Annotated in this window: 25 protein-coding genes, 1 tRNA gene and 1 pseudogene; 23 read left to right on the top strand and 4 right to left on the bottom strand. The window is 45.8% G+C overall.

Annotated features, from left to right (window positions below; translation table 11 throughout):
* Positions 1–98: 98 nt before the first annotated feature.
* From DCCM_RS14535 to DCCM_RS14520, 4 genes and pseudogenes are all read left to right on the top strand, one after another.
* On the top strand, positions 99–1652 hold the full coding sequence (locus tag DCCM_RS14535; protein WP_104373113.1) for an eCIS core domain-containing protein: 1554 nt from the start codon (positions 99–101) through the stop codon (positions 1650–1652).
* Positions 1653–1841: 189 nt separating this feature from the next.
* Positions 1842–2183 (top strand): annotated as a pseudogene (locus DCCM_RS14530) (MerR family transcriptional regulator).
* A 12-nt stretch (positions 2184–2195) separates the two neighbouring features.
* Positions 2196–2537 carry a cation transporter dimerization domain-containing protein gene (locus tag DCCM_RS14525; protein WP_444979469.1) on the top strand — a complete coding sequence of 114 codons (342 nt, stop codon included), beginning with the start codon at positions 2196–2198 and terminating at the stop codon, positions 2535–2537.
* A 63-nt stretch (positions 2538–2600) separates the two neighbouring features.
* Entirely contained in the window at positions 2601–3578 is a 978-nt protein-coding gene (locus DCCM_RS14520; protein WP_104373111.1) for a cation diffusion facilitator family transporter, read from the top strand.
* A 289-nt stretch (positions 3579–3867) separates the two neighbouring features.
* On the opposite strand, the gene DCCM_RS14515 is transcribed toward DCCM_RS14520, so the two are convergent.
* Positions 3868–4299: a hypothetical protein gene (locus tag DCCM_RS14515; RefSeq protein ID WP_104373110.1), complete on the bottom strand. Its 432-nt coding sequence runs from the start codon at positions 4297–4299 to the stop codon at positions 3868–3870.
* A gap of 544 nt (positions 4300–4843) precedes the next feature.
* Here DCCM_RS14515 and DCCM_RS19525 point away from each other — a divergent pair.
* Positions 4844–4969 carry a hypothetical protein gene (locus DCCM_RS19525; protein WP_269433757.1) on the top strand — a complete coding sequence of 42 codons (126 nt, stop codon included), beginning with the start codon at positions 4844–4846 and terminating at the stop codon, positions 4967–4969.
* A 699-nt stretch (positions 4970–5668) separates the two neighbouring features.
* The gene (locus DCCM_RS14505; protein WP_104373108.1) at positions 5669–6526 is read left to right on the top strand and encodes a class I SAM-dependent methyltransferase; all 858 of its coding nucleotides are present in this window, start codon (positions 5669–5671) and stop codon (positions 6524–6526) included.
* Positions 6527–6903: 377 nt separating this feature from the next.
* On the opposite strand, the gene DCCM_RS14500 is transcribed toward DCCM_RS14505, so the two are convergent.
* Positions 6904–6978, bottom strand: a tRNA-Trp gene (locus DCCM_RS14500).
* 273 nt (positions 6979–7251) lie between these two features.
* Here DCCM_RS14500 and DCCM_RS14495 point away from each other — a divergent pair.
* The 13 genes from DCCM_RS14495 (at position 7252) to DCCM_RS14445 (ending at position 18981) form a co-directional block, all read left to right on the top strand.
* Positions 7252–8190 carry a D-alanine--D-alanine ligase gene (locus DCCM_RS14495; protein ID WP_104373107.1) on the top strand — a complete coding sequence of 313 codons (939 nt, stop codon included), beginning with the start codon at positions 7252–7254 and terminating at the stop codon, positions 8188–8190.
* Positions 8191–8297: 107 nt separating this feature from the next.
* Complete coding sequence (locus tag DCCM_RS14490) at positions 8298–9320, top strand: hypothetical protein (RefSeq protein WP_104373106.1); 1023 nt, start codon at positions 8298–8300, stop codon at positions 9318–9320.
* Positions 9321–9464: 144 nt separating this feature from the next.
* Positions 9465–9641, top strand: a complete 177-nt coding sequence (locus DCCM_RS18735) for a hypothetical protein (protein WP_165792178.1) — start codon at positions 9465–9467, stop codon at positions 9639–9641.
* A gap of 39 nt (positions 9642–9680) precedes the next feature.
* Positions 9681–12431: a UPF0182 family membrane protein gene (locus tag DCCM_RS14485; RefSeq protein ID WP_104373105.1), complete on the top strand. Its 2751-nt coding sequence runs from the start codon at positions 9681–9683 to the stop codon at positions 12429–12431.
* Between the two features lie 69 nt (positions 12432–12500).
* On the top strand, positions 12501–12653 hold the full coding sequence (locus tag DCCM_RS18330) for a hypothetical protein (protein ID WP_207655614.1): 153 nt from the start codon (positions 12501–12503) through the stop codon (positions 12651–12653).
* Positions 12654–12751: 98 nt separating this feature from the next.
* Positions 12752–13513 carry an alpha/beta fold hydrolase gene (locus DCCM_RS14480; RefSeq protein WP_104373104.1) on the top strand — a complete coding sequence of 254 codons (762 nt, stop codon included), beginning with the start codon at positions 12752–12754 and terminating at the stop codon, positions 13511–13513.
* Positions 13514–13558: 45 nt separating this feature from the next.
* Positions 13559–14653 carry a 6-phosphofructokinase gene (locus tag DCCM_RS14475; RefSeq protein WP_104373103.1) on the top strand — a complete coding sequence of 365 codons (1095 nt, stop codon included), beginning with the start codon at positions 13559–13561 and terminating at the stop codon, positions 14651–14653.
* 21 nt (positions 14654–14674) lie between these two features.
* Positions 14675–15550, top strand: coding sequence for a radical SAM protein (locus DCCM_RS14470; protein ID WP_104373102.1), 876 nt, complete (start codon positions 14675–14677; stop codon positions 15548–15550).
* A gap of 155 nt (positions 15551–15705) precedes the next feature.
* Positions 15706–16170, top strand: coding sequence for a hypothetical protein (locus tag DCCM_RS14465; protein ID WP_104373101.1), 465 nt, complete (start codon positions 15706–15708; stop codon positions 16168–16170).
* 79 nt (positions 16171–16249) lie between these two features.
* Positions 16250–17404, top strand: a complete 1155-nt coding sequence (locus DCCM_RS14460; RefSeq protein WP_104373100.1) for a glycosyltransferase family 4 protein — start codon at positions 16250–16252, stop codon at positions 17402–17404.
* A 30-nt stretch (positions 17405–17434) separates the two neighbouring features.
* Entirely contained in the window at positions 17435–17920 is a 486-nt protein-coding gene (locus tag DCCM_RS14455) for a ferritin family protein (protein WP_104373099.1), read from the top strand.
* A 113-nt stretch (positions 17921–18033) separates the two neighbouring features.
* Entirely contained in the window at positions 18034–18576 is a 543-nt protein-coding gene (locus DCCM_RS14450) for a DUF2179 domain-containing protein (RefSeq protein ID WP_104373098.1), read from the top strand.
* Positions 18577–18684: 108 nt separating this feature from the next.
* A complete protein-coding gene (locus DCCM_RS14445) occupies positions 18685–18981 on the top strand; it encodes a DVU0772 family protein (RefSeq protein WP_104373097.1) in 297 nt (98 codons plus the stop codon).
* Between the two features lie 41 nt (positions 18982–19022).
* Here the strand turns inward: DCCM_RS14445 and DCCM_RS14440 are convergent, their stop codons facing one another.
* Positions 19023–19595: a hypothetical protein gene (locus DCCM_RS14440; RefSeq protein ID WP_128739158.1), complete on the bottom strand. Its 573-nt coding sequence runs from the start codon at positions 19593–19595 to the stop codon at positions 19023–19025.
* A 13-nt stretch (positions 19596–19608) separates the two neighbouring features.
* Complete coding sequence (locus DCCM_RS14435) at positions 19609–20196, bottom strand: 5' nucleotidase, NT5C type (RefSeq protein WP_104373095.1); 588 nt, start codon at positions 20194–20196, stop codon at positions 19609–19611.
* A gap of 231 nt (positions 20197–20427) precedes the next feature.
* Between DCCM_RS14435 and htpG the strand changes: the two genes are divergently transcribed.
* From htpG to DCCM_RS14415, 4 genes are all read left to right on the top strand, one after another.
* Positions 20428–22302 carry a molecular chaperone HtpG gene (gene htpG / locus DCCM_RS14430; protein ID WP_373855484.1) on the top strand — a complete coding sequence of 625 codons (1875 nt, stop codon included), beginning with the start codon at positions 20428–20430 and terminating at the stop codon, positions 22300–22302.
* 178 nt (positions 22303–22480) lie between these two features.
* Positions 22481–23848 (top strand): TrkH family potassium uptake protein, encoded by a 1368-nt coding sequence (locus DCCM_RS14425; RefSeq protein ID WP_104373094.1) that lies wholly within the window; start codon positions 22481–22483, stop codon positions 23846–23848.
* A gap of 71 nt (positions 23849–23919) precedes the next feature.
* Entirely contained in the window at positions 23920–24588 is a 669-nt protein-coding gene (locus tag DCCM_RS14420; RefSeq protein ID WP_104373093.1) for a class I SAM-dependent methyltransferase, read from the top strand.
* Between the two features lie 280 nt (positions 24589–24868).
* Complete coding sequence (locus DCCM_RS14415) at positions 24869–25753, top strand: ABC transporter substrate-binding protein (protein ID WP_373855483.1); 885 nt, start codon at positions 24869–24871, stop codon at positions 25751–25753.
* Positions 25754–26173 lie beyond the last annotated feature (420 nt).

Here is a 26173-nt window from a genome sequence, read left to right as displayed (position 1 = left end):
AAACTGTCGATTATTGATGAAAAAAAATTACAGGAAGAAGGGAAATTGTAGAGAAAAGGTAATAATTGTTTGATTTTATAAGGAAGGGGTTGATTGGGATGAGAAGTCAAATTGACAAAAACAATAAGGAGCCTAATAAAAACCAAATGCCACAGACTAAAGCTCCAGGTAATATATTGACTCAGCAGATGAATCCATCCGCAATTATCCAGAGAGCGGAAAATACTCCTGAATTATTATCACCTCAAAATATATTACAACTTCAGCAAGCCATTGGTAACCAGGCATCTATAAGGCTTTTATCGGGAATGGTTCAGCGGCAATCTGAAAATGAGAAAGGTAATGAAGCTATAATACAGAATGCCAAAGAAGGTTTACATTCGCCATCAAGTGCTCTTCCTTATGAAGGGCAAATTCAAAAGTCGTTTGGCCAGCACGACATTAGCCAGATTCATGCCCATATCGGGCCAAAGGCTACGGAGAGTGCTTCAGCTATAAATGCGTTAGCGTATGCAACAGGTAATCATGTAGTATTTGCCGGCAGACCAAACTTACATACCGTTGCCCACGAAGTTGCCCACGTTGTTCAGCAACGCCATGGCGTATATCTTCAAGGAGGAGTTGGCAAAACAGGGGATATTTACGAACAGCAGGCTGATGCTGTTGCAAGGCGGGTAACGAAGGGTCAATCAGCGGAAGATTTATTGGCTTCTTGCCCCCAAGAGATTATAGATACATCATCAAACGTCATCCAGCGCATCTACATTAAGCGAGGCACTAAATATGAGTGGAGCGAACAAGTTCCAACCAGTGGTTACGTAAAAACCAGTGAGCGCTACAACGATGGTAGTCATGGTGAGGATGACGTATATGTCTTACCTGAGGAAATTATAGAAAAAGATAATGGTAAGGAAAAGGAAGAAGAAAAAATAACTGAAATTAAAAAGGAAGAAGAAATTAAAATAGATGAAGAGAAAAGGGGAAAGCTCTATAAATGTATTGATTTTCTCTATGAAAAGTTTCAAAATCAATCTACCGAGAAAGCAACTCAAATAATATATCAGTGGCTTAGAAAAACAGGTGAAACTAGAAGTATTACGTGGAACGAAGCTGTAAATGTATTGCCTTATTCTTTAGATAAACTGGGAAGCAGTGATATTGACTCCTTTTTACTGATGTTGACCGCTTTTGATGACAAAGAAATCGAAGAACTGTTTCCCTTGGTTTCGGATCTGTACAAGGTTATGGTAGAGGTCCTAAATAATCAGGATGACATTAAAATGAAAACTGATTACACTGATTTTTTCTATGGAGAAATGATTAGGGCTAACACCGCATTTGAGAAAATTAAGAAGGGCGAGTTTGAGGGTGGCGGAGCTGATATTAAATTTATTCTAAAATTGATCATAGGATATGAAAAAGAATTCGGCACAGAAGCTGAGTGGAATTTTGGTGACGAGTACTTTAGTAAGGAGCTTGCAGTAAGGGCTAGGGGTTTCTATAAGCTTTTGGCTGATTTGGCCGAGGCCGTAATTAATCTACCAAAAAGTGAGCGTAAGAAGCTAAATGAAAAGTTTATTGAGGATTTGCTTGGTTATCAACAATTTCAATGTCATAATAATTGTGTTAAGAAATTAAAATCTTACATGTAAGAAGGTTGAGCTATACTTCAAATATAGTAAAATAATGGTCCGGAGGGTCATGGCGAAAAAGCCTTTGTCATGTTGTATGAGTCATATAATTAAAGAATTAGACATTAACAAACCTCAAAAGTTTTTTTACATAACGTTTAACTGTACAGTTTGCGGGGCAGTTTTATATAATAAGGATGAGGTGATTCCATTGGGGAATTAAAGAAATATAAAATTGGAGAAATTGCGGAGCTTGCAGGGGCTAGCAGAAGAACAATCGACTATTATACCAACCTTGGCTTGTTAAGTCCTGTCAGGTCCTAAAGTAAATACAGGTACTATTCCGACGATGCCCTGGTCAGGCTGAAGTTGATTGAAGGTATGAAAACACAGAGGTTTACCTTGGAGGAAATAAGGGAAAGGCTAAACCTTCTGGACGGCCATTTGCCGGAGAAGGGTAAGGAAATAAGCAGAGGAACATTATTCAAATGGCTATCTCCCGTTCAGGGGATACATGGCGGATGCCACCGGGGCGCCGGAACACACTGTTGAAATTGGAATCGGCTGCTCACCGACTTAATTATCGGCTGTTCGGCCAGTCAGATAACTGTTCAGTTGATTGGCGATCTTGCCATGAAGGTGCCGGGAGTAACGGATATCCGTGAAATAAAAACCATGTATGTTGGCCCTCAGTCACTGCTGGTAAACATGGAAATTAAGATTAAAAATTATTTAGATGTTCAATCTGCGGAAAACATCTCCGACGAAGTTGAAAAAGTTATAAAAGCAGACTTGAGCTTTGTAACACACATAAATATAGAGATAATCGTAGATGATATGGTGCAGGGATGGAAAAGAAAAACAGTTTCTTGTCCTGATTTAAAGTCCTTCAGTGAGGTTATGTAATAGACAAACCTGCCTCTTTTGTGGGGCAGGTTTTATTCTATATTAAAAGGATGGTGCTGATAATTGGACGAAAGCGGCCATAAAGCCGTATGGATTGCCCTGTTTGCCAATCTATCTATTTTTTTAACAAAAGCCATAGCTGCCTGGATAGGTAACAGTGCCGCCATGTTTTCAGAAGCCTTGCATTCTTTGTCTGACTTGGTGAACAGTATATTCTTGCTTATCGGTATAAAACTGGCCTCCCGGCCCGCTGATATGGAACACCCATTCGGTTATGGTAAAGAGGTATATTTTTGGTCCTTTATTGCCTCGGTTTTCATGTTTGGCGTAACCAGCATGGGTTCATTGACCAGGGGGTATCACCAAGTGGTTAATCCGCACCCAATTGCAGCCATTGAGCTTATAACCATCGCACTGTCCCTGGCGGTTTTATTTGAAACATATGCTGTAAGGGCTGCGATGCGTGCCGTCACAAGGGATGTAGGTGTACAAGCCCGGGGCCTTAAGGTCATAACTGCTTCGATTAAAAATATAAACAGAGTAGCAAATCCTGCGGTAAAATTCGTCTTTTTTGAAGACGTTGCAGCCCTGTTGGGAGTAATCATAGCACTGATTGCAGTATTCGTCAGCAAGCTTACCAACAATATTGTTTACGACGGTATAGCCTCAATTATAATCGGAGCCATGTTGGGAGCTTTAGCCATTATGCTGGCTTACGAGAACAGGGATATGATCGTGGGTAGGGCTGCTCACCCTAATATTGTAAAACGTATTGGAGATATTGCCATGAATGTTTCCGGTGTTACGGATGTAAAAGAGATAAAAACCATGTATATTGGATCACGCTCTTTATTGGTTAATATGACTATTGAAACCAAGCCAAGGCTTAATATTGAATTGGCCGATGATGTAGTGGCTGAAGTAGAGAAAAAGATTATTAAAAAAATCAGCATTGTAAAGGAGATAAACATAGAAGTAGTGGCTGATGATAATGTTCCGGATTGGCCAAGGCAAAAAAGGAATTATGATAAAATAGTATAATCAAGGATGAATTGGCAACGATATGACGACATTCTGCGATGAGGCATTATAGTGTTCGTATAAAGAATGATTAGCATTTGATGATTATACAAAAATAATGGGCTTTTGTGGGCCGACTGACGCGGCACACATGGCCCCTTTTAAATGCCATTTATTGGGGAGACACACGGAGCATAACGAAAGGAGAATGCTGTAAGCCAGGGCGTTATCCCAGACAACCCCGTTCAATACGTCACGGCCCCCATTGTTGTCAAAACGGCTCCGAGATTTTGGGATTAAAATTTTGCTGTTATTCAACCTTTATTAAATCAACAGACCAGGATGATAATTTTTCATCACCTTTAAGAGCATAACCCTTCGCTTTATAAATTGCATCGCTGGTTTTAACCAGGCATTCCGAACCGGAATATTCTCCATTCTGAGAGACATAAGTTGATATAATTGTATTTTCAATTATCATAAACTTGCCGATAAGAGTTCCTAAATCTGGATTATAGGATTGCCAGCCGGTATGCTCTTTATTAAACGGAGTAATTTCATATTTATTGTGGAACTCAATGGGGTTATCCAGCAGCAATTTCATATAACTTTCAATTAACCACAATCTTTTTCGGTGTGTGATTACTGATTTCCCTTCAACAAGGATTATATTATTGTTCGGGTCAAAGTAATTACCCTTAGCTAACCAGGTTCCCTCTAAAAATAAAAACGTGTGTTTCATCTCTATAAACTCCTTGGAATAGTAATAGGTAAATATTAACACCGGTAAGCTATTAAATCAATTAGCCACAAGAATCCTAGTTTAAAATATAGTTAAAATTTTGCAAGACAAGCGAGGTGGCAATAATGGCTGGAACGGTTAATGGAGCGGGAGTCTATTTCGCGACAAAAGTCCTCCATAATGACGAATGTATTAATGCCGACTCAGCCGTTAAGCAGAGGACTTTGGATGCTGCCTCTATTCAACTATACATGATTTTAAAAACTATAGCGAAACCGACAAAACCATTCCTGATGAGGCGATTTACGAACAAGCCCTCTGGATGTTGCGGATCGACAATTCGATTAGGAAAGCCGAACAGGGTGTTCAGTCAGTGTCGGTGGGAGGGGTAGCCATTTCCGTAAACCGGGTTAACCTTGCAGTGGCTCCGAATGTGTGGCAGCTACCTTTTTCTATCAGCCTGACCGGAACCGGAGTTCTGACAAAGACCTATGGCAGCTAATAAACTGGCCAATTATTCAAATTAGTGGGGAGGGCTTATGAAATGGCTGAGAATAAAAAAAGAGGGATCGTTGAAATGGAGCTGAACGGTGAGGTCAAAAGGCTCCGGTTTTGCGGATTACAGCGGACTTTACCCGGACTCCTATTGATTAAATATATTAATAAGTGACTATTAGACATATTTCACCAAAGTCTGAACGCAATAGGGATATTAACAGTTTCGTGTATATGCATTGGCATTTATCACCCCTAATAAATTTTTCATAAAATAAATATTCATGTACTAATTCCATAAGAACCTATAGAGACTTAAACTTTTTTGTTTGCATTCTAAAACCTGATGCACAATTCAATATGTAAGGATAAGCAAGTTGGTAAACCCTGTCATCAATAATATCCAAGTCCGCTACGAGGCGTGAGCCTCGTTTTTCTTTTACCCGTTAGGGGGTGAGTATTTGTCCGCTCCGGGTGAAGTGGCTGCCAGGGAAATGTATGTTCCCCTTTACTTTTTTTGCTCGGCATGTTATTTTTTACAGGTAAGGTAAAGTTAAAGGGGTTGATTAATCCGGTTCATTGTAACAATTGAATGAATTGGAAACGGATATTTAAAACAACGATTTATAATCCAAATAAACTATTTTGCATTACCATTTAGTTTTTCTAATGGTTTATTTGTGATGAGTTGTTTTAAGTATTCTGAGTGTTTTTGATTTTGACGTCTCAGAATTCTGAGGCGTTTTTATATTCTCAAAAGTAATCAATATGGATTTAGCTTTTGAGAATAACGACAGAATTAGCACGGCTTATTCTGTACTCACTAACTTTACCTTAGAATCTTAAAGAATTACTTAAAAGGAGACTTTAAATTATGAGAATTATTAATGATAATAAAATTGATTTACAAGCACTGAAGAAATTAATTGCTAAACCAGAAATTTTCGAAAAAAGCACCGACAAATTTTGGGATGATAGGCATATATCCGGGCAAATGCTTAGGTTACATTTGAATCCTGAAGTAGAGGCTGCCAGTAAAACTAAAGAGACGATTAAAGCCGAAACCAATTTCATTATCAGATGGACTAATATGGGTGCTGACAAAAATGTGCTGGACCTGGGATGCGGTCCTGGTCTGTATGTCAAAGAATTTGCCAAAACGGGAGCCAGGGTTACAGGCATAGATTTTTCTGAGAGATCGATAAATTACGCTAACAAATATGTTAAATCAACCTATAAAAATACAGAATTCTTCGAGATTAATTATCTTGATATCGGCTTTAAAAAATCCTTTGATATTGCCACACTTATCTTTTATGATTTCTGTGCCCTTAATACTAATGAGCAGAAAAGACTGCTTTCCAAAATTCATGATTCACTAAAAGATGATGGAGTTTTTATATTTGACGTAGTTACCGATAACAGGAAATCTTCTGTAACAACCAGTATTTCTATTTGTGAAGGAGGGTTTTGGAGCCCTAATCCGTATATTGAAATAGTTAACATATTTATGTATGATGAGCCAAAAACCGAAGGAAATCAGTATACAATTATAGATAAAGACGGTGCCACAAGGGTTATAAGACTATATCACAGGTTGTTTGGGCTAGAGGAAATCACAAAATTGCTTAACGACTATAATTTTAAGGTTGAAAAGGTTTATAAAAATTTAAAAGGTGAAGCTCTTAGCGAGGACTCCGAGACATACGGTATTTTTGCAAGAAAAGCGTAACCGGAGTGTGCAAAAGCGGGGATAATTGGTGCTGGTGAAAGACTTGAAATCATCCTTGGTGAAATTGACGAGCTTGAGAAAAAGATTCGAAACCTAAAAATATGGGCGGCCAAAAACGGCATTGAAGGCCGTAAAAAAGAGAAACCACCGGCTGCTGCTTACGGCGCAGATATGGTGGCTCGTTACAATACCTACTAAAAATTTTACCAGAAAAAAGATATGAAGACAAGTTGGCTGGAGGGGTTATCATGAACAACCACCTGCAGGGCGGGGAGATACCTGGCCAGGAAATGCTTGACTGCTCTCCATAAAGTAAGGGGACAGTTAGAAACAAAAAAGCAAAAGCGCCTCAATCCCTTGAGGCGCTTCACTTTTTCTGGCAGGGGAGACAGGACTCGAACCCGCAGCCTACGGTTTTGGAGACCGTTGCTCTACCATTGAGCTACTCCCCTGTAAACATTGGCGGTGTGTGACGCAATAAACATTATAGCACATCGGCCGGCTGTGTCAAGGATAAAAGTTTAAACAGTTCTGGCAGGGTCGGCCGCTTTTGTTGAATTTGAAATTATACTATTATTATAGCATGGCTAATTGATACCGGTCCATCACCATTTATCCGGCATATTCTCTTGACGTTGTTCTTCATAATATTCACCGGTTTAAAGGATTATTGCGGATGAATAAGAATATAGATTAAGGTATAAATAATCAAAGGGGTGAGAGCATTGTCTGTTAAAATAGGCGTTCTGCTGGGCGGCCGGTCGGCGGAAAGGGAGGTCTCCCTGCGCACCGGCGGGGCCATTTACAATGCCCTTGTAAATAAAGGTTATGACGCGGTTAAAATTGATGTTGCCGGGGATTTTGTAGGGCAATTGAAAAATGAAAATATCACCCTGGCCTTTCTGGCGCTGCACGGGCCATACGGTGAGGACGGCACCATCCAGGGCCTGCTTGAAATGCTGGGAATACCCTACACAGGCTCCGGGGTGCTGTCCAGCGCCATGTGCATGAATAAAATTGCCACCAAGAAAATTCTTATTTATGAGGGGCTGCCGACTCCGGATTTTCTGGTTGTTGACGTAAACACATGCAGGGAAAAGGGAATGCAGACAGCCGTTAAGGAAATTCTGGGCATTATTTCCCTGCCCCTGGTGGTAAAAGCCCCCACCCAGGGTTCCACCATCGGCATCACCTTTGCGAAAGAAGCAAAGGATGTGGCTCCCGCCCTTGAAGAAGCCTTTAAATACGGGAGAGAGGCACTGGTGGAAAAAATGATCGGCGGAATTGAAATTACCTCCTCCGTCCTGGGAAATGATAATCCCGTGGCCTTGCCCCTGATAGAAATAGTTTCCGCCACCGGGGTGTATGACTATACCGCCAAGTATACCGCGGGACTTAGCGATCATATCATACCCCCGAGGATTCCGGCCGAAATCCAGGAAACAATTAAGAATCTGGCTGTCAAGACTTTCAAGGCGCTGGGCTGCCGGGGACTGGCCAGGGTGGACTTTATACTGGATCCTGAGGGCAAGGCCTATATACTGGAGGTAAACACAATTCCCGGGATGACTGAAACCAGTCTTTACCCTGACTCCGCCAGGGCTGCCGGCATTGAATTTGACGATCTGGCTGAAAGACTCGTTAATTTTGCATTGGAAAGATAATTTATGAATAAACGTCCCGGTGAGGGGCGCTTATTTTTTTTTGTGTGAAAAATTGTTACAATATATTTAGTACCAGTTTTAACCTGATAGGAGGTTGGATTTTAATCATGACCGTAAATTTAAAACGTGTGGTTAATAAAACATTGTATCACGATCCCATGAACAATTTTGAGCTAAGGGAAGCTGACAGTGAAACCCGCTTCGACCCCTTAACCGGACAGCTGGTGAGGATTTTCCCCTTTCGTAAAATTGGCTTTCCCAGATTTGACTGGACTCCCTACGTGGAAGAGTCAAGAAAAAGGTTCTGCCCTTTTTGCCCGGATAGCCTGGAGGCGGCGACTCCCCGCTATCCTGACGATTTTATCCCGGGCGGACGGCTAAAGGTGGGGGAAGCGGTGCTGGTTCCAAATCTGCACCCTTATGAAAAGCACACCGCGGTGGTGGTTATGACTCCCAGGCATTATGTGCCCATGCGGGAGATAACGGTGAAATTGATGCTGGACAGTTTCAATGCCGGGCTGGAGTTTCTCAAAATCGCCGCGGAGAAGGACCCCGGCGGGACCGGATATTGCTCAATCAACTGGAATTACATGCCTTATGCCGGGGGCTCTTTAATCCATCCCCACCTGCAGGTGATTAGCGGCCCGGAACCTTCCAGCTACGACGGACAGATGATAACAGCCGCCAATGAATATAAAGAGAATAATGGCGCCAACTTCTGGGACGACCTGGTAAAAATTGAGAGAGAGGGCGAGAGATACATAGGCAAAACCGGCGCGGCGGACTGGCTGGCTACCTTCGCCCCCAGGGCGCTGGTGGATGTTACCGGGGTTCTGCCCGGGGGCGTATCGCCGGAGGACCTGTCCCAAAGTGCTCTGGAAAATGTTCTGGAAGGCTTTAAAAAGGTAGTCGATTATTATGATTCCGTTAACGTGCCCGCGTTCAACGCCGTTTTGTATTTTGCCCCCAGGGCGGAGGAGGGTTTTAGAATACATGCCAGGATTGTGGGGCGCTATACCATTTTCCCGGTGGTGGGAAGTGATGTTAGCCATCTGCAAGTGCTGCACAACGACCCCTGGACCCTGCATATGCCTGAAAGCCTGGCGGGAGATTTGAAGACGCGCTTTTAATGCCTTTATCCCTTTCCATTAATGGTTGGCCGCTTGACTGATTAACAATAATCGACACCCCTGAGCAGGCAGGAATTTAATAATCCCGGGGCGAAAATACACTGATGGCGCATTAGACATATATTATACTTGGAGGTGTTTTCCATGCAAATTCGCTGCATGATGTGCGGAAGGCCCGTTGAACTGGAGGAGTTTAAGCCGGATCCCTACGATGATGAGGATGAGTCCCAAAAAAAATCACCGGTGGTATTTTGCCAGATGTGCGAGGCAAAAATAAGACACGAATCCGATGAATCTCAAAAAGTGCCCAAACCCATGTAATGTTCTTCCATCGGGTAGTGCGAAAAAGGGGGAGAATTTTTGAGTCAGGGACTACGCAAGGTAACAATAGCGGCATTTGTACTTCTGATAGTACTGCTGGCTATGGTTCGCTGGGGCGCAAGTCTTTACATTGACTGGCTGTGGTTTGCCAGCCTAAGCTACCAGAATGTTTTTCTGAAAATACTGCTGTCCGAAATCGGTTTAAAAATTGTTGTTGGCGCGGTTGTTTTCGTGCTGATGTTCATAAACCTGCTTCCCGCCCGCAAGGCGTTGTTAAAGGCGGTGGAGTCGGCTAAACAACTACAGCAGGATGACAATATAATAACCCTGTACCAGTCTCCCTGGAGCAAATACGTGAGCTCCGGGCCGGTGATAATGGTGTTTGGGTTGATCAGCCTGGTAATGGCCTTCTTTATAGGAACGGCGGTTACCGGAGACTGGGTTATTCTGCAGAAATTTTTCCATCCCAGCTCCTTCGGGTATAGCGATCCCATTTTTAACAAGGATGTGGGGTTTTACGTATTCCAGCTTCCCTTTTATCAATTTATCTACAGGCTGCTGACCTGGATAGTTCTGCTGCTTGCCCTTTGGGCCGCGGTAGCCTATTTTGTGGCCGAAACAGCCCGGGGAGGCGGACAGGCCAAGCTTTTCCGCTCGGAATCCGCGCGCTTCCACCTTTCGGCGCTGGCGGCAGTCTATTTTGCCATCAGGGCATGGGGATACCGGCTTGAGCAATACAATCTCATGCATACCCAGAGCGGCATAGTATACGGACCAGGATACACCGACGTGCACGCCACACTGATCGCCTACAAAATTCTGTTCTTCGTATCGCTGCTGTGCGCCGCGGTGGTTCTGGTCAACGTTTTTCTCCGCCGCTTCAGGCTGGTAATGTACACCATAGGATTTTTGCTGGTTGCCTCGGTGGCCCTGGGGGGAGTATATCCCGCCCTGATTCAAAAATTTATAGTGGTTCCCAATGAGCTCAGCCGGGAAAAACCGTATTTGGAGAACAGCATTGAGTTTACCAGAAAAGCCTATGGGCTGGACCAGGTGGAAAGCCGGCCCTTCCCCGCCGGCAAGACCTTGAATGCGGAAGACATCCGGCAAAACCCGGAAACCATAGAAAATATCAGGCTGTGGGATTACCGGCCCCTGCAGCAGACTTACAGCCAGCTGCAGGAGATGAGGCTGTACTACGAGCTTAAAAATATTGACGTGGATCGTTATAATATTAACGGCCAATACCGCCAGGTGATGATATCCGCCAGGGAGCTTAACCAGGAGCAGCTTTCCGAGCAGGCCAAAACCTGGGTCAACCAGAGATTAAAATATACCCATGGCTACGGTATAGTGATGAGTCCGGTAAATGAGGTTACCGGAGAAGGACTGCCCAATCTGTTTATCAAGGACATTCCACCGGCGTCCGGTGTGGATTTGAAGGTTGAGCGCCCGGAAATCTATTTCGGGGAACTGACCGACAATTATGTAATCGTCAATACCAGGGAACTGGAGTTTGATTACCCCAGGGGCGATGACAACGCTTACAGCAAATACGAGGGAAAGAATGGAGTTAAGGTAGGCTCCATATTTAGAAGGCTCATGTTTGCCTTCGTCATGGGCGATTACAAGCTACTGCTTTCCGGCGAGGTAAACAGCGGCAGCCAGGTGCTGTATTACCGCAACATTAAGGAAAGGGTGCCTAAAATAGCGCCTTTCCTGCAATATGACTCCGACCCCTATATGGTGGTTGACGGCGGAAAACTGTACTGGCTGTGGGATGCCTACACGGTGACAAACATGTATCCCTACGCCGAGCCCTTTACCGGGGGATTGAATTATATCAGGAATTCGGTTAAGGTTGTGGTGGACGCCTATAGCGGTGATGTTAAGTTTTACATCGCCGACCAGAAGGATCCCGTGATAAAAACCTACAGCCGGATTTTCCCCGGGCTTTTCCTTCCCCTGGACAAGATGCCGGAGGGTATAAAGAGTCATATCAGGTATCCCGAAGACATGTTCACTATCCAGGCGCAGAAATACACGGTGTTCCATATGGACGACCCGGAGGTGTTCTATAACAAAGAAGACAAGTGGAACATGCCCACGGAAATGTTTTACGACCAGGAGCAGACCCTGGAGCCCTACTACACCATTGTAAGACTGCCCGGGGAAAAATCCACGGAATACATCCAGATACTGCCCTTTACCCCGCAGAACAAGAAGAACATGATCGCCTGGCTGGCCGGCCGGTCTGACGGGGAGAGTTACGGCAAACTGCTGATGTATGAGTTTCCCAAGCAGGAACTGGTCTACGGTCCCATGCAGGTGGAGGCCAGGATAAACCAGGACACCACCATATCCCAGCAGATAGCCCTGTGGGACCAGAGGGGGTCACAGGTAATCCGGGGCAATTTGATGATTATACCTATAAAGGATTCACTGTTGTACGTGGAACCGCTTTACCTGCAGGCGGAGCAAAGCAAAATGCCTGAATTGCGCAGGGTTATAGTTATCCACGGCGACAGGGTGGTAATGGAGCCCACCCTGGATATTGCGCTCCAAAAGATATTCGGCGGCAAAGAGCAGCCGGCGGCGCCGCCCCAACAAGTTGAAGGGCAGCAGCAGCCCCAGGCCGACAGGACTGTCAGCCAGCTGGCCTCCGAGGCCAATAAAATTTATGACGAAGCCCAGGCCAGATTAAAGGAAGGCGACTGGTCGGGATACGGGGACGCCCAAAAACGTCTTAAGGAAGTATTAAACGAGATGGCACAAAAAGCGGGACAATAAATTTTTATGAACCGTCCACCCCCTGCGCCAGGAGGGGGCGGACGGCTGCTGGAAGGAGTGAAAACCGGCATGTTTTTTGATAACTGGTTATTAGGAATTATTTTTGGTTTTATAACCACCGTGGCGTTGCTGGCCATAGGCTATCCCTTTGCCAGAATGTGGGACAAATATGAGGATCCAAAACCGGCGGCCGGAAGCCACGGTTGCGATCACGGCCATTAGAATTTAAAATAATAAAAGCAAGTGCCTTATCATCATGATTTAAGACCTACCGGAACCTGGCGCCGGTAGGTTTTTCATCTGAAAGCGGAGGGGTTCCCATGCCTTATGTTACCATGCGGGGAGAAAAATACCATTACGGCGCAGGACTGCCGTCCCCGGGCAATCCCAAACAGGCCATAATATTCGTCCACGGCGCCGGCGGAAGCCACAGGCACTGGAGCGAGCAGGTGGCGGAATTGGGCAAGAAATATCTGGTAATAGCACCGGACCTTCCCGGTCATGGACTGTCCGGAGGCGCGCCCCTGGACAGTATTTCAGCTTACAGCGCATTCATCCGGGAGCTGGCGGAGATACTTCTGGGCATTCCCTTTTATTTGGCGGGACATTCCATGGGCGGCGCCGTGGCCCTGGATTATGTCTTGAACAATCCAGGGAGGCTGGCCGGTCTCATTCTCATAGGAACCGGCTCCAGGCTGAGAGTAAAGCAGGAATTGCTGGAAACCTTTAAAAACGGAAATATCCCTGAGGGAATGGAGAATTTCCTGTATAGCAAGGATACTCCCGGGAATATGCTGGACGCGGCCGCCCGGGAATTAAAGTCGGTGGCCCCTGAAGTGTTTTACAAGGATTTTTTAGCCTGCGATAATTTTAACGTTGATACTTTGCTGGATGATATTAATGTGCCCACCCTTGTGGTTTCGTCAGCCCAGGACGTCATGACTCCGGTTAAATATGGCCGGCGGCTGGCGGACGGCATACGGAAAGCGGAATTTAAAATTATCGACGGCGCCGGGCACATGATGATGCTGGAACAGCCCGCCGGTTTAAATAAGGCCATAGCTGAATTTATAAATACATAGGACGAATAATAGAGTAACAAATATTAATGACCCGGAGGGATACCCATGACCAAAGCTATTAGAAGAATAGGCTTACTCACCGGGGGGGGAGACGCCCCGGGGCTGAATGCGGTTATCAGGGCAGTTGTAAAAACGGCAGTCAGGCAGTACGGACTGACTGTAATAGGCTTTCAAAACGGTTTTGGAGGCCTGATTAAAAACCAGGCCAGGGAAATGGGCGAAAATGACGTGGCCGGGATTCTTCCCCGGGGAGGCACCATACTGGGCACCACCAACAGGGATAATCCCTTTCATTACCCTGTGCTGAAGGGCGGGGAAATGGCCTTTGTGGATGTTTCAGACAGGGTTTTTGAAAACATCAGCATTCATGAGGTGGACGCTCTGATAGTGATAGGAGGGGACGGAAGCCTGTCCATTGCCAGGGAATTGCACGAAAAAGGCCTTAACGTGGTGGGAGTGCCCAAGACCATTGATAACGACCTTTCCGCCACGGATCAGACTTTCGGCTTTGACACGGCCCTGACCACAGCCACCGAGGCCCTGGATAAACTGCATACCACCGCGGAGTCTCATCACAGGGTAATGGTATTGGAGGTAATGGGCAGGTACGCCGGCTGGATTGCACTGGCGGCAGGCATTGCCGGCGGAGCTGATGTGATACTTATTCCTGAAATACCCTTTGACATCAACAAGGTAATAGAAAAGGTCAATCAGCGCAGCGCCAGCAACAAAAAGTTCAGCATCATAGTGGTGGCGGAGGGGGCAAAGCCCCAGGACGGCGACGTGGTGGTGCAAAGAATGGTGGAAGGAAGCTTTGAGCCGGTTAGGCTGGGCGGAATAGGCAACGTGGTGGCCAAACAAATAGAGGACTTGACGGATAAGGAATCCAGGGTTACGGTATTGGGCCACCTGCAAAGGGGCGGCTCTCCCACGGCCTTCGACAGGATACTGGCCACACGTTATGGAGTTGCGGCGGTAAATCTTATAATGGATGGAAAGTACGGCCACATGGTAAGCCTGCAGGGTATAGATATCACTTCGGTTCCCCTGGGCAACGCCGTAGGGGAGCTTAGAAAGGTGCCGCTGGATAACCATTTGGTGCTAACTGCCAGGCAGCTGGGGATTTCCTTCGGAGTATAGTTTTAAGGAAGTGCTTTTCACATGCGTTACGAAGAACCGTTATTCAGGCCGCCCAGCGAGGCGTTCAGCCTAATATTGCAGGTAACCATCGGATGTTCGCATAATGCCTGCACCTTTTGCGGCATGTATAAGGGAAAGAAGTTTAGAATCAGGGAATGGCGGGAAATTGAAGAGGATATAGCAGACGCCTCAAAGTATGCCGGGGATGTAAGGAGAATATTTCTGGCGGACGGCAACGTACTGGCCATGCCCGCCGAACAGCTTATCCGCCTTTTGAAAAGGCTTGAGAGTGCCTTTCCCCGGTTGCAGAGGGTTACCGCCTATGCAGGGCCCAAGGACATACTGAGGAAGTCTCCCGGCGAGTTGCTGGAAATAAGAAAGGCAGGTTTAAAAATCCTTTATCTCGGCGTTGAGAGCGGTAATGAGAACATTTTAAAAGAAATTAACAAGGGTGTTACCGTGGCTGAAATGGAGGAAGCCGGCAGGAAGGCGCTGGAAGCGGGCTTTAAACTGTCCGTGACAGTGATCACCGGGCTGGGGGGAAGGGAAAAGTCCAGGGAGCACGCGGTGGACACCGCAAAGCTTTTGAGCAGGATGGACCCCACCTATATTGGAGCTTTAACCCTGATGCCCGTGCCGAAAACGCCAATCTACGACAAAATTAAACAGGGCGGGCTGTCATTGCTGAATCCTCTGGAATCATTGCAAGAAATAAAATGGATGCTGGAGAATATGAACCTTACAGGCTGTGTTTTCCGCTGCAATCACGCCTCCAATTACCTGCCGCTGAAAGGTACGCTGAATAAAGACCGGGAGCGTTTGACAGAGCTGCTGGACGACGTGCTGAGCCGGCCCGGGAAGTACAACCTCAAGCCGGAGTATATGAGGGGGCTATAACAAAAATTAATGAGTGAAAAAAATAAGATCATCTTTTTTGAACACCATAGGGTGTTCTTTTTTTATGATATATATTATGGTAAAATTAACATAAAATGGAAGGCTTAATAGTTTAAAGGGTCAAATATATAAACAGGGGGTGACGGAAAGGGCATATGAAAAGGTGGTTATTGTTACTGCTGGCGTTGGCATTATCTCTTGCCACATACCCTGCCGCACTGATGGAAAGGAACGGGCTGGCTGCGGCCGGCGGTGATTTTGGTGAAATAAACTCGGTAATAAAGGGAGCGGTGGAAGACGATTCGTGGCTTTATTTAAAAACGGAGGATGAAGTCAAGGCATTATTAAGCAAGTATTATGACGGCGAGCTGCTTGTAAAATTGACCCGGGACGCCTGGAACTTCAACCGCAAAAGCACCGACTGGTACAGCCGGGCAAAACTTGTGTCGGTGGACGTAAAAGAAATAAATCCCCAAAGCGCCACCGCCGAAGCCGTTCTGGAAGTGGAGGACGTAATATCCGGGGCAAGGCAGCGGGGCAAGGCCGTCTACACCATGAACAGGGGAAAAGAGGGCTGGAGGGTAAACAATGTTTGTTACAAATGGACAGTGGAGGTTTAAATAACTGAATACTGGAAATCATGATATAATAAAACCAGTTTATATTAGGAATATCAGGTAATTAATTCAGGAGATACCAATGAAAATAGGAATTTTTACGGACAGTTACCTTCCCTATACCAGCGGGGTGGTAAAGTCAATAGAAGTATTTACCCGGGAATTGACGGACATGGGACACGATGTATATATTTTTGCTCCCAGTTATCCGAAGTGCGCCAAGGAAAACAGGGTATTCCGATTCGCCTCCCTGCCGGCGCCTACCAATCCGGGCTACACCCTGGCAATACCTTTCTCAATCCGGCTCAAGCCGGTAATAAGAAACTTAAAACTGGACATTATTCATGTGCACTCCCCCTTCCTGCTGGGCAGACTGGGGGCTAAATACGCCAAAAGGCTTGGCATTCCGCTGGTGTTTACCTTTCACACCCTTTACGACCAATATGTTCATTACGTGCCCCTGGGACAGGAAATAACAAGGGAGATTACCAGGCGCCTGTGCAGGGATTTTTGCAACGGCTGCGATATGGTTATCACCCCCACCGGGATAATCGCCAAACACCTGGAGGAGCTTGGCGTGAACGCCAGGGTGGAGACCATACCCACGGGCATCGAGGTGGAAAAGTTTATTAATAGTAATCCCGGCTGGCTAAGACAAAAATACAATATTGACCGGGAGAAAAAAATACTTCTATTCGTGGGCAGGCTTGGTGTGGAGAAAAATATTCATTTCCTGCTGGAGGCGTTTAAAGAAATACACCATAGAAGCGCAGACTCCTGCCTGGTGTTGGTGGGTGGAGGACCTGAAGAGGAAAAGCTGAAAAAACAGGCCAAGGTGAGCGGGCTGACGGAAAAAATTATATTTACCGGGAAAATGCCCTGGCAGGATGTGGTTAACTGCTATGTGGGAGCGGATATATTCGTATTTGCCTCGGTAACGGAAACCCAGGGTCTGGTAATAGGTGAGGCCAAAGCCGCGGGATTGCCCGTGGTGGCGGTAAAAGCTTTTGGGGTCAGTGAAATGGTGGAAGACGGAAAAGATGGCTTTCTTACCGGGGAAGACCGGGATGAGTTTGTGGAAAAGATTGCGCTGTTGTTGAAGGACCGGCTGTTAAGGGAAAAAATGAGCTTAAAGGCCAGGGAAAACGCCTGGCACATATCCTCCCGGGGCACCGCGAAAAAGCTTGCTGACTGCTACCGGTCACTGCTGGAGTGGAAAAAAAGCGCCTCCGGATAGTATGTTTAATAATTTTAAAGGGGTGAGTTTATGGAGCATGATTTTTCCTTGCAGGATATTGTCAGCATGGCCATGGAGAACGAAGAAAAAGGACACAGATTTTATTCCCACATGTCGCTGAAGGTGAAGAATCAAGCCACCAGGGATATTTTTCATAAACTGGCTCTTGAGGAAATAGAACATAAAAAATCCTTCCAAAAGCTTTTGGGAATGGAGCTGTCCGGGCAAAAAGAGGACGCCCTGGACGGGGCGACAAAAAAATATTTAAAAGCTATAATCCTGGCCGATGTGTTTCCGGAAATTGATGAAAGCCGGGGAGGCGGCAATGACTGCGACACTCCCTTATGGGCCTTGGGCATTGGAATTCAGGCGGAAAAGAATTCTATACTGGTATACCAGGAAATGTACAATAAAATTCAATTTCAGCCTGCCAGGGACCTGTTCAGCAAGCTGCTGGAGGAAGAAAAGATGCATCTGGTGGAATTGCGGGAGCAGGTGGAGGAATTAAGCAAATAATCATTGAAATTTTAAAAGGGGAAGGAATTATATATTTTGTATTGAATAAGTACAATTAATAAAACTGGGAACGCTTGTATTAGTGTTCCCAGTTCCTTTGGGGGAGGCTTTACATGGAGAACTGGCTGCCTTTGGTATTGGGCTACCTTTTTATTTTCACTGCCAGGGTGGTTGACATGTCCCTGGATGTAATAAGAATATTAATGCTCACCAGGGACCGGCGTTTAATGGCTGCTGTCATCGGGTTTGTGGAAGTAACGGTTTTTATACTTGCCTTAAGCCAGGTTTTGTCCGGCGGGCTCACGGATCCATTAAAAATTGTCGCCTACGCGGGGGGGTTTGCCACGGGCAATTATGTGGGAAGCTTAATTGACAGCAAGCTGGCCCTGGGATTTTTGTCCCTGCAGATATTCCCCAAGGCCGACAAGGTGAGAGAAATTACCGAGCGGTTGCGGAGCGAGGGCTTTGGGGTGACCAGCCTGCAGGGTCAGGGCAGGGATGGTGAGCGGGTAATACTGTTTGTCAATCTTAAAAGAAAAGATCTGGACAGGGCGCTTGATCTACTGGAGTGCATACAGCCCGGAACATTTTACCACATCTCCGACACCAGGGGTATCAGGGGTGGAGTCTTTCCGGGCAAGAAGAAATGCAAATAATTATTATTTCCTGCTAAAATTAACAAAGCACTCCTATTGCTAAATGAAGAAGGACTTAAACCAGTCATTGTTAAACAATATAGTTAATAAAAGAAAAGGAGAGATATCATGGGAGCTCTTGAAGCTATCAAGGACAGAATAATCTGGGATATAAACCTGAAGCAGGAATTTAAAGATGAGCGCACCGTCGGTTACAGCTTTGTTATAGACGTATGCGACGGCAATCCGCAGCTGGCGCTGTACCGGATGAAAAAAAGACTCAGTGACAGCACCATATTGAAAGAACAGCCGCCTAAGGAAATCCTGGACAAGGCCCTGGAGGAACAGGGTATAACCAAACCCCGGGATAATATTTATAACATTACCACCGATGTGAGAAAGTGGATTGAAGATAACCTGTTATAGGAAAGACCCCTTTAATAAGGGGTTTTTGTTTTGGACTGAAGTTACCCGGAATGCTTTTCGTTGAAATCCTTTTTCACCCGGATTATGAAATCGTAAAATTCCGGGTCAAACATTTTAAGCTCCCATTTTGTTTTAACAGCCGGGTGCATGGACAGCATGGTATTATGAAAATGCATGAAATACTGCGCGAAAAATTCCTTTTCACTGGTGTGGGAATAGCTGTCCAGAAAACGGTTTTTTTCTTTTCGGCATTGATATTGACGGGTTATTTGCCGCGCCAGGCGGATATCATTTTCCTGCAAAAAGTGATGGCAGGCGTGTCCCAATTCATGTACCGGGGAATTGTAGCCCCTGGCTTTTTTGCGGGAATAATCATTTAAATTGACAAAGACCGCCCTGTCGGGCCAGCTGTAGAATGATGAGGGAAAGGACAGCAATTCCTCCAGGGAGCCTGCTGATTTGTTTATTTCAACAATCCCGGCGAACTCGGGAAATAATACAATATCCCCGGGCACACCGTATTTTAATTTTAATCCCCAGTCAATTAAAGCTTCTGAAATGTCCCACACAGGCGAAAGGTCGTTTATAATCATCCAGGCGCTTTTTTCTTCCAAAACAGACACCCTTTCAGGCTGATGTTCCGGCTTTGTCAAGGCAGAAATCCTTTAATATATAATTAAACAGTTCCTCCCAGTTATATACTCTTTGAATTGATTCCGGGAGTTCACCCTGGTTATAAGTTGCGTCAAACAGGTAGACGGGAATGCCGCAGGTGTTTATCTGATAGGCATTTTTTTTGTTATCCTCCACAAATAGGATTACGCCCTCGTCCAGGCAGGATTGCCGTTTGTCATGATGTCCCAGCAGGATAAGGTTGTCACACTTAACGCTGTGCATTTCCAGCCAGTCCAACGTGCTGTGGTAAAACGACGGAGTTCGGGCGGAGATAAGATGAATTGAAAAAACCTCCCGCAGTTTATCTATTGTTTCCGCAGCCCCGTTTATGGGTTTGACTCTTTTGATAATATCCAGCTCCCGTTCCATAATCAAACGGTCAACTGTATGGCGATCAACACCAAACATGCGCGCCGGGTCAAAATTAAAAAAATCGCCGCGCTTATAATTTTTATCGAATATCAGGTTAAGGTGTTCAATTATCACTTCCTGGGAATCGGCTATAACCCCGTCTATGTCCAGTCCCAGTTTTTTCTTCATATGTCCCTCCACAGTGTCCTTTGGCTAAATATTAATTATAATATTATCATTAATTATTCAAAATGCCAGAGAAAAAGGATTGCCATTAATATGACAAAAATTAAAAAAAACTTTTCCGGAAAACAAAGGATGAGTATAATATATCTTGGAAAAACAGCTTGTTGAAACTGTATTGCAGCCTTTCCAGTGAAGGCTGTGAGTGTTCAGAATAATGGAAGAGGAGGTTTACGGATGATGTCTGATACGGATGAAGTAAAAAGCTCTGAAACAATGGAATTTCAAGCGGAAGTAAAACAACTTCTGGATATTGTCATTAACTCCCTTTATACCGATAGGGAAATATTTTTGCGGGAACTTATTTCCAACGCCGCGGACGCGCTGGAAAAATTTCGTTATCTGAGGCTCACGGAAAAGGATGTCCGCGATAGCGAACTGCCTCTGGAAATTAAAATAGAGGTTGATGAAAAAGAAAAGACCATAACCATCACGGATACCGGAATAGGTATGAGTAAAGAGGAGATTGTGGAAAACCTCGGCACCATAGCTCACTCCGGCTCCAGGGCTTTTTTAAGGCACCTGGCCGAAACGGATAAAAAGGATGTAAATTTAATAGGGCAGTTTGGAGTGGGATTTTATTCCGCCTTCATGGTTGCCGGAAGGGTTCGGGTACTCACCCGTTCATACAGTCCCGGCAGGCAGGGTTACGTCTGGGTATCGGACGGGACAGGCAACTATTCCCTGTCGGTCCGGGAAGATTTGAGCAGGGGCACCAGTATATTGCTTGAACTAAAGGAAGAGGCCGGGGAATTTGCCTCTCCGGATAAGATTAAAAATATTATCAAAAAATACTCCGGTTTCGTGCCTTTCCCAATAACGGTTAACGGTGAAAAGGTTAATACCGTACAGGCTATCTGGTCCCTGAATAAAAATGAAATAAAGGAAGAAGAGTACAACGAGTTTTACAAATATATTGCCAATGCCTTTGAAGAACCGATGTACAGGCTGCATTTCTCCGCTGATGCCCCTCTGTCCATTAATGCGCTGCTGTTCGTGCCGGAAAATAATTTTGAAAGATACGGATTCGGAAAAATGGAACCGGGGGTGAATTTATACTGCCGCAAGGTGCTGATTCAGCAGCAGGCCGAAGGACTGCTGCCCGAGTGGCTGCGTTTTTTAAAGGGCGTGCTGGACAGCGAGGAAATACCCTTGAACATATCAAGGGAGACCATGCAGGACAGCGCCCTGATGGCAAAACTACGCAGGGTTGTTACCGGCCGGTTTTTAAAATTCCTGGCTGAACAGGCGAAAAACGATTCTGATAAATACGTAAAATTTTGGGACACCTTCGGTATGTTTTTAAAAGAGGGAGCCACTTCGGATTTTCAGCATAGGAAGGACATAGCTCCATTGCTTCGTTTCGAATCGTCAAAATCCGAACCGGGTAAATATACATCCCTGGGCGAGTACGTGACCCGTATGAAGGATGAACAGAAAAACATATACTTTATCAACGGGCCCAACCGGGAAATCATAGAGGCGGGGCCCTACCTCGAAGCTTTCAGGATCAGGGACGTTGAAGTGATATACACTCACGAGCCCATAGACGATTTTGTGTTGAGCAACCTGGCCGAATTTGAAGGCAAGAAACTGGTTTCCGCTGATCAGTCGGAGCTTGATCTCCCGGAGGCAAAGGAGACTGTTCAGGATAATGAAGAAAAGCTCGACAGTCTTAGCCTGGCCAACCTCACCACCTGGCTGCAGCAGACCCTGGAGGGCAAGGTGAACGAGGTAAGAGAGTCCCATCGGCTGGTGGACAGCCCTGCTGTCCTGATTAATCTTGATAATTACATGACCGGCACCATGCAGAGGGTAATGCAGATGGTAAACAATGACTCTGCGGGATTGGCAAGAAAGGCGCTGGAAATAAACCCTAAACACAAGCTTATAAAAGGGTTGGCGGAATTGCGCAATAAGGATGAAGAGTTCGCCAGGCTTGCCGCGGAGCAGCTTTATGACAACGCACTGATTGCCGCCGGTCTGATAGCCGACCCCAGGGGCATGGTGGACCGCATGTACAGGATACTGGAAAGGGCGGTAAAGATATGACTTAAGGGGAGAACCTCCAGGTTCTCCCGCTTTTTTGAGTGCGTTTATATTAATAATCTTTTTTATTCGGGATATAATTATTGAGTTTGCAGGAAAAATAGAAAATAACTATAAATCCTTTATTGGTGCGATCCGGTTATTTTTATCCATTATCTATAAGGACTAAAGCGGAGGAAAAATGCCGTCATTTGAACAGTTACAGAGAAAGAGTGTGTTTAAAAAAGCTATTAGCCTGACCCCTCCACAGTTGCTGGTACTGGGCTTTGCCCTTACCATACTAACCGGGGCCGTTGTCTTAACCCTGCCCGGGTGCTCAGCCGGCGGGGAATACACGGATTTTATCACGGCTCTATTCACCTCCACCTCGGCGGTTTGCGTAACCGGACTTGTGGTGGTGGACACCGGCACCTACTGGTCGCCCGTGGGACAACTGGTGATACTTCTGCTGATCCAGATCGGAGGCCTTGGTTTTATGACCATGGCAACCTTTTTTAACATGCTGATGGGCAAGAAAATAGGACTGAGGAACCGGCTGATTTTACAGGAGTCGTTAAACCAGAACAGCCTTCAGGGTGTGGTCAGGCTCAGCAAATACGTACTGATTATTACATTTTTACTGGAGCTTTTTTTTGCGGTGATACTGGCCGTCAGGCTGGGAGCGGACTTGGGGTATCCAAGAGCCCTCTGGTTCGGTATTTTTCATTCCATCAGCGCCTTTAACAACGCCGGTTTTGATATCTTCGGAAATTTCAGTTCCATTACCGGCTATGTTAATGACACGGTGGTCACAATGTCCGTTGCCACGCTGATAATTCTGGGGGGCATTGGTTTTGGTGTAATAATCGACATTTTGAACTACCGTCACAGAAAGATGCTTTTCACCCATACAAAACTGGTGCTCTGGACCTCGGGGATACTTATCGCCGTAGGCGCCGTTTTTATTTATTTTTTTGAAATGGACAATACCCTAAAGGGATTGACCCCCTGGGGAAAATGCCTGGCTTCGTTTTTTCAGTCGGTAACCCCCAGAACTGCCGGTTTCAATACCATTGACATCAGCCATCTGCACAGTTATACGCTTTTCTTTATAATCATACTTATGTTTATAGGGGCCTCGCCGGGTTCCACCGGGGGTGGAATCAAAACCTCCACTTTTGCGCTGCTGGGTCTATCCGTGCTTTCTCTGACCAGGGGCAAGAGTAATACCCAGCTGTTCAAAAGAACCATCACCCAGGACCAGGTAATAAAGGCGCTGGCCGTTCTATTGCTGGCCATTTTACTGATCGTCGTCGTCAGCATAGCCCTTATGGCGGTGGAGAGGGAGGAGAATTTTCTTCTGGTGCTGTTTGAAACGGTCTCGGCTTTCGGTACCGTGGGCCTTTCCATGGGTTTGACACCGGAGCTTAGCCCGGCGGGGAGGCTGCTGATTATCATGACCATGTTTTTGGGCCGGGTGGGCACCATCACCGCCGTATTTGCCTTGACCCAGAGGACAAAACGCAGGGAAAAGATTAAATATCCCGAGGATAAAGTAATGGTGGGATAAAAGGACGTCCATGTCCGTACGGTTTTTAGGCACTGCCCATAATAAATTTTCCGGACGAAAAGGCGAAAAGAATGACCCGAAGCAACAACGAAATCTGCAGGCTTTGTGGAAGTACGGCGGCGGAATATGGAATATATGGCAAAAAGAAATACTACCATTGCCCGGAGTGCGATTTAATATTCCTGGATGAAAGTTTTTTCCCCGGCAGGGAAGAGGAGTTCGGGCGTTATAAAAAGCACGACAACACTATTAACAACAGCGGGTATGTCAAATATTTAAGTGGTTTTATTAAGGACGCCGGAATTGACAAAATAAATAATATCAAAAGAACCCTTGATTTTGGTTGCGGCCCTGAACCCGTGTTAAAGACGCTGCTGGCAGGGCTGGGTATTAATACGGATGTATACGATCCTTTTTTCTATCCGGATGAATCGGTTTTGTGTAAAGAATACGACCTGATTACAAGTACCGAAGTATTCGAGCATCTACGGAATCCGGGGAAAACACTGAATTTACTGGAACCCTTGCTGGGGACGGGGGGTATTTTAGCTGTTAAAACTCTTTTTCACACCACCTGCCGCGATTTTAACGGCTGGTGGTACCGCAGCGACATTACCCATATATGCTTTTACAGCCCCAAAACCTTTGCCTGGATCGCGGAAGCTTTCAAATTAAAAATAAGGACCATGGATAACCACAGTATCTGCGTTCTGGAAAAATACCCAAATACGGATACATGATTGCCTATTTTGGCGTAAAGGGACGGCTAATATTGTTCAGTCCCCTATGCCCAAAAGTATACCATAACAAGGAGGTGCTGCCAGGGGAATCACGTGACAGGATTGGGGTTGTGAAGGCTTGCCGGTATGCTCGGCAGGCAAAGGCTATCTTAAAAATTAGATATAAAAAGGACCGGGGGAGAACTGAGAGAGATTAGATTGCTATTAAGGCCGGTAAGGAATTATCCTTAAGGCCAAATGTTTAAGATATGCTGAAAAAAGTACAATAGGAGAGATGTGCGTGTTGAAAAAGAATGTTATAGCATTACTGGTGGCTTTATTCGCCCTGGCTCTGGTTGGCTGCCAGGCTAAAACAGAAACCAAGGATGCGCCTAAGGAAGCCGCCCAGCCGGAAGTTAAAGACGTTATATTGGCCACCACCACCAGCACCCAGGACAGCGGACTGCTGGACGTACTTATTCCCGATTTTGAGAAAAAGACAGGCTACAGGGTTAAGCCCATTGCCGTGGGAACCGGCCAGGCTCTTGCCATGGGGGAAAAGGGAGAAGCGGATGTTATGCTTACTCACGCTCAGAAATCAGAAAAGCCCCTGGTGGATTCAGGCGTAGCTACAAACTATCAGTTGGTAATGCATAATGATTTTATTGTGGTGGGACCGGAAAATGACCCTGCGGGCTTAAAGCAGGTAAAGAGCAGCACCGAGGGATTTAAAAAGATAGCGGAAAAAGGAGCAATATTTGTATCCAGGGGGGATGATTCCGGTACAAATAAGAAGGAACAGGACATTTGGAAAGCCGCCGGCATTGACCCTAAGGGGCAAAAATGGTACCAGGAAACCGGCAGCGGCATGGGCCAGACATTAACCATCGCCAATGACAAGCAGGGCTATACCCTTACCGACAGGGCCACCTACCTTGCACAGAAGAAAAATCTGAAACTGGCTATATTATGCGAGGGCGACAAGGGATTGCTGAATATATATCACGTAATGCAGGTTAACCCGGAGAAATTTCCCAAGGTTAACGCTGCGGGAGCAAAGGCTTTTGTGGAGTACATGATAAGCCCGGAAACTCAAAAAATAATCGGTGACTTCGGCAAGGATAAATTTGGCGAATCACTATTCTATCCCGATGCGAGGAAAAAAGCAGAGGATCTGGGTAAGTAACCGGATTGCTGTTAAAAGGGCGCGTTGCAGCACTGCAGCACGCCCTTTGCGGTAAATTATCACCGAAGGGATGCTTTCCATGAATTTCTGGTTGATTAATAGACATAGCCGGTGATAAACTTATACCTTGCCGGCGGAAAACGCCGCATATAAGTGAGCCCTGGGTTCGGAAGGGCTTATTCAGGGCCTTGCAATCTGTTGGCGGTATAAAGGCAAAGGGTGGAATAAACTACCGGTTGACCCCGGACGAGCAAAGTGATAAAATTATAACTCCCGGCGGCAAACGCCGGGGGAGTGCCGGAGAAAGAATCCGGCAGGAATAATGACCGGGCAGTGGGAAAAAATACCGGTTGACCTGGAGAAAGAAAAGTGATAAAGTAATGACTTGCCGGTGGTAATAATACCGGCAAAAAATACCGG

Origin of the sequence: Desulfocucumis palustris (assembly GCF_002933875.1) — a bacterium.
Taxonomy (GTDB): Bacteria; Bacillota; Desulfotomaculia; order Desulfotomaculales; family Desulfocucumaceae; genus Desulfocucumis; species Desulfocucumis palustris.
This window is presented reverse-complemented; position numbering and strand designations above follow the sequence as displayed.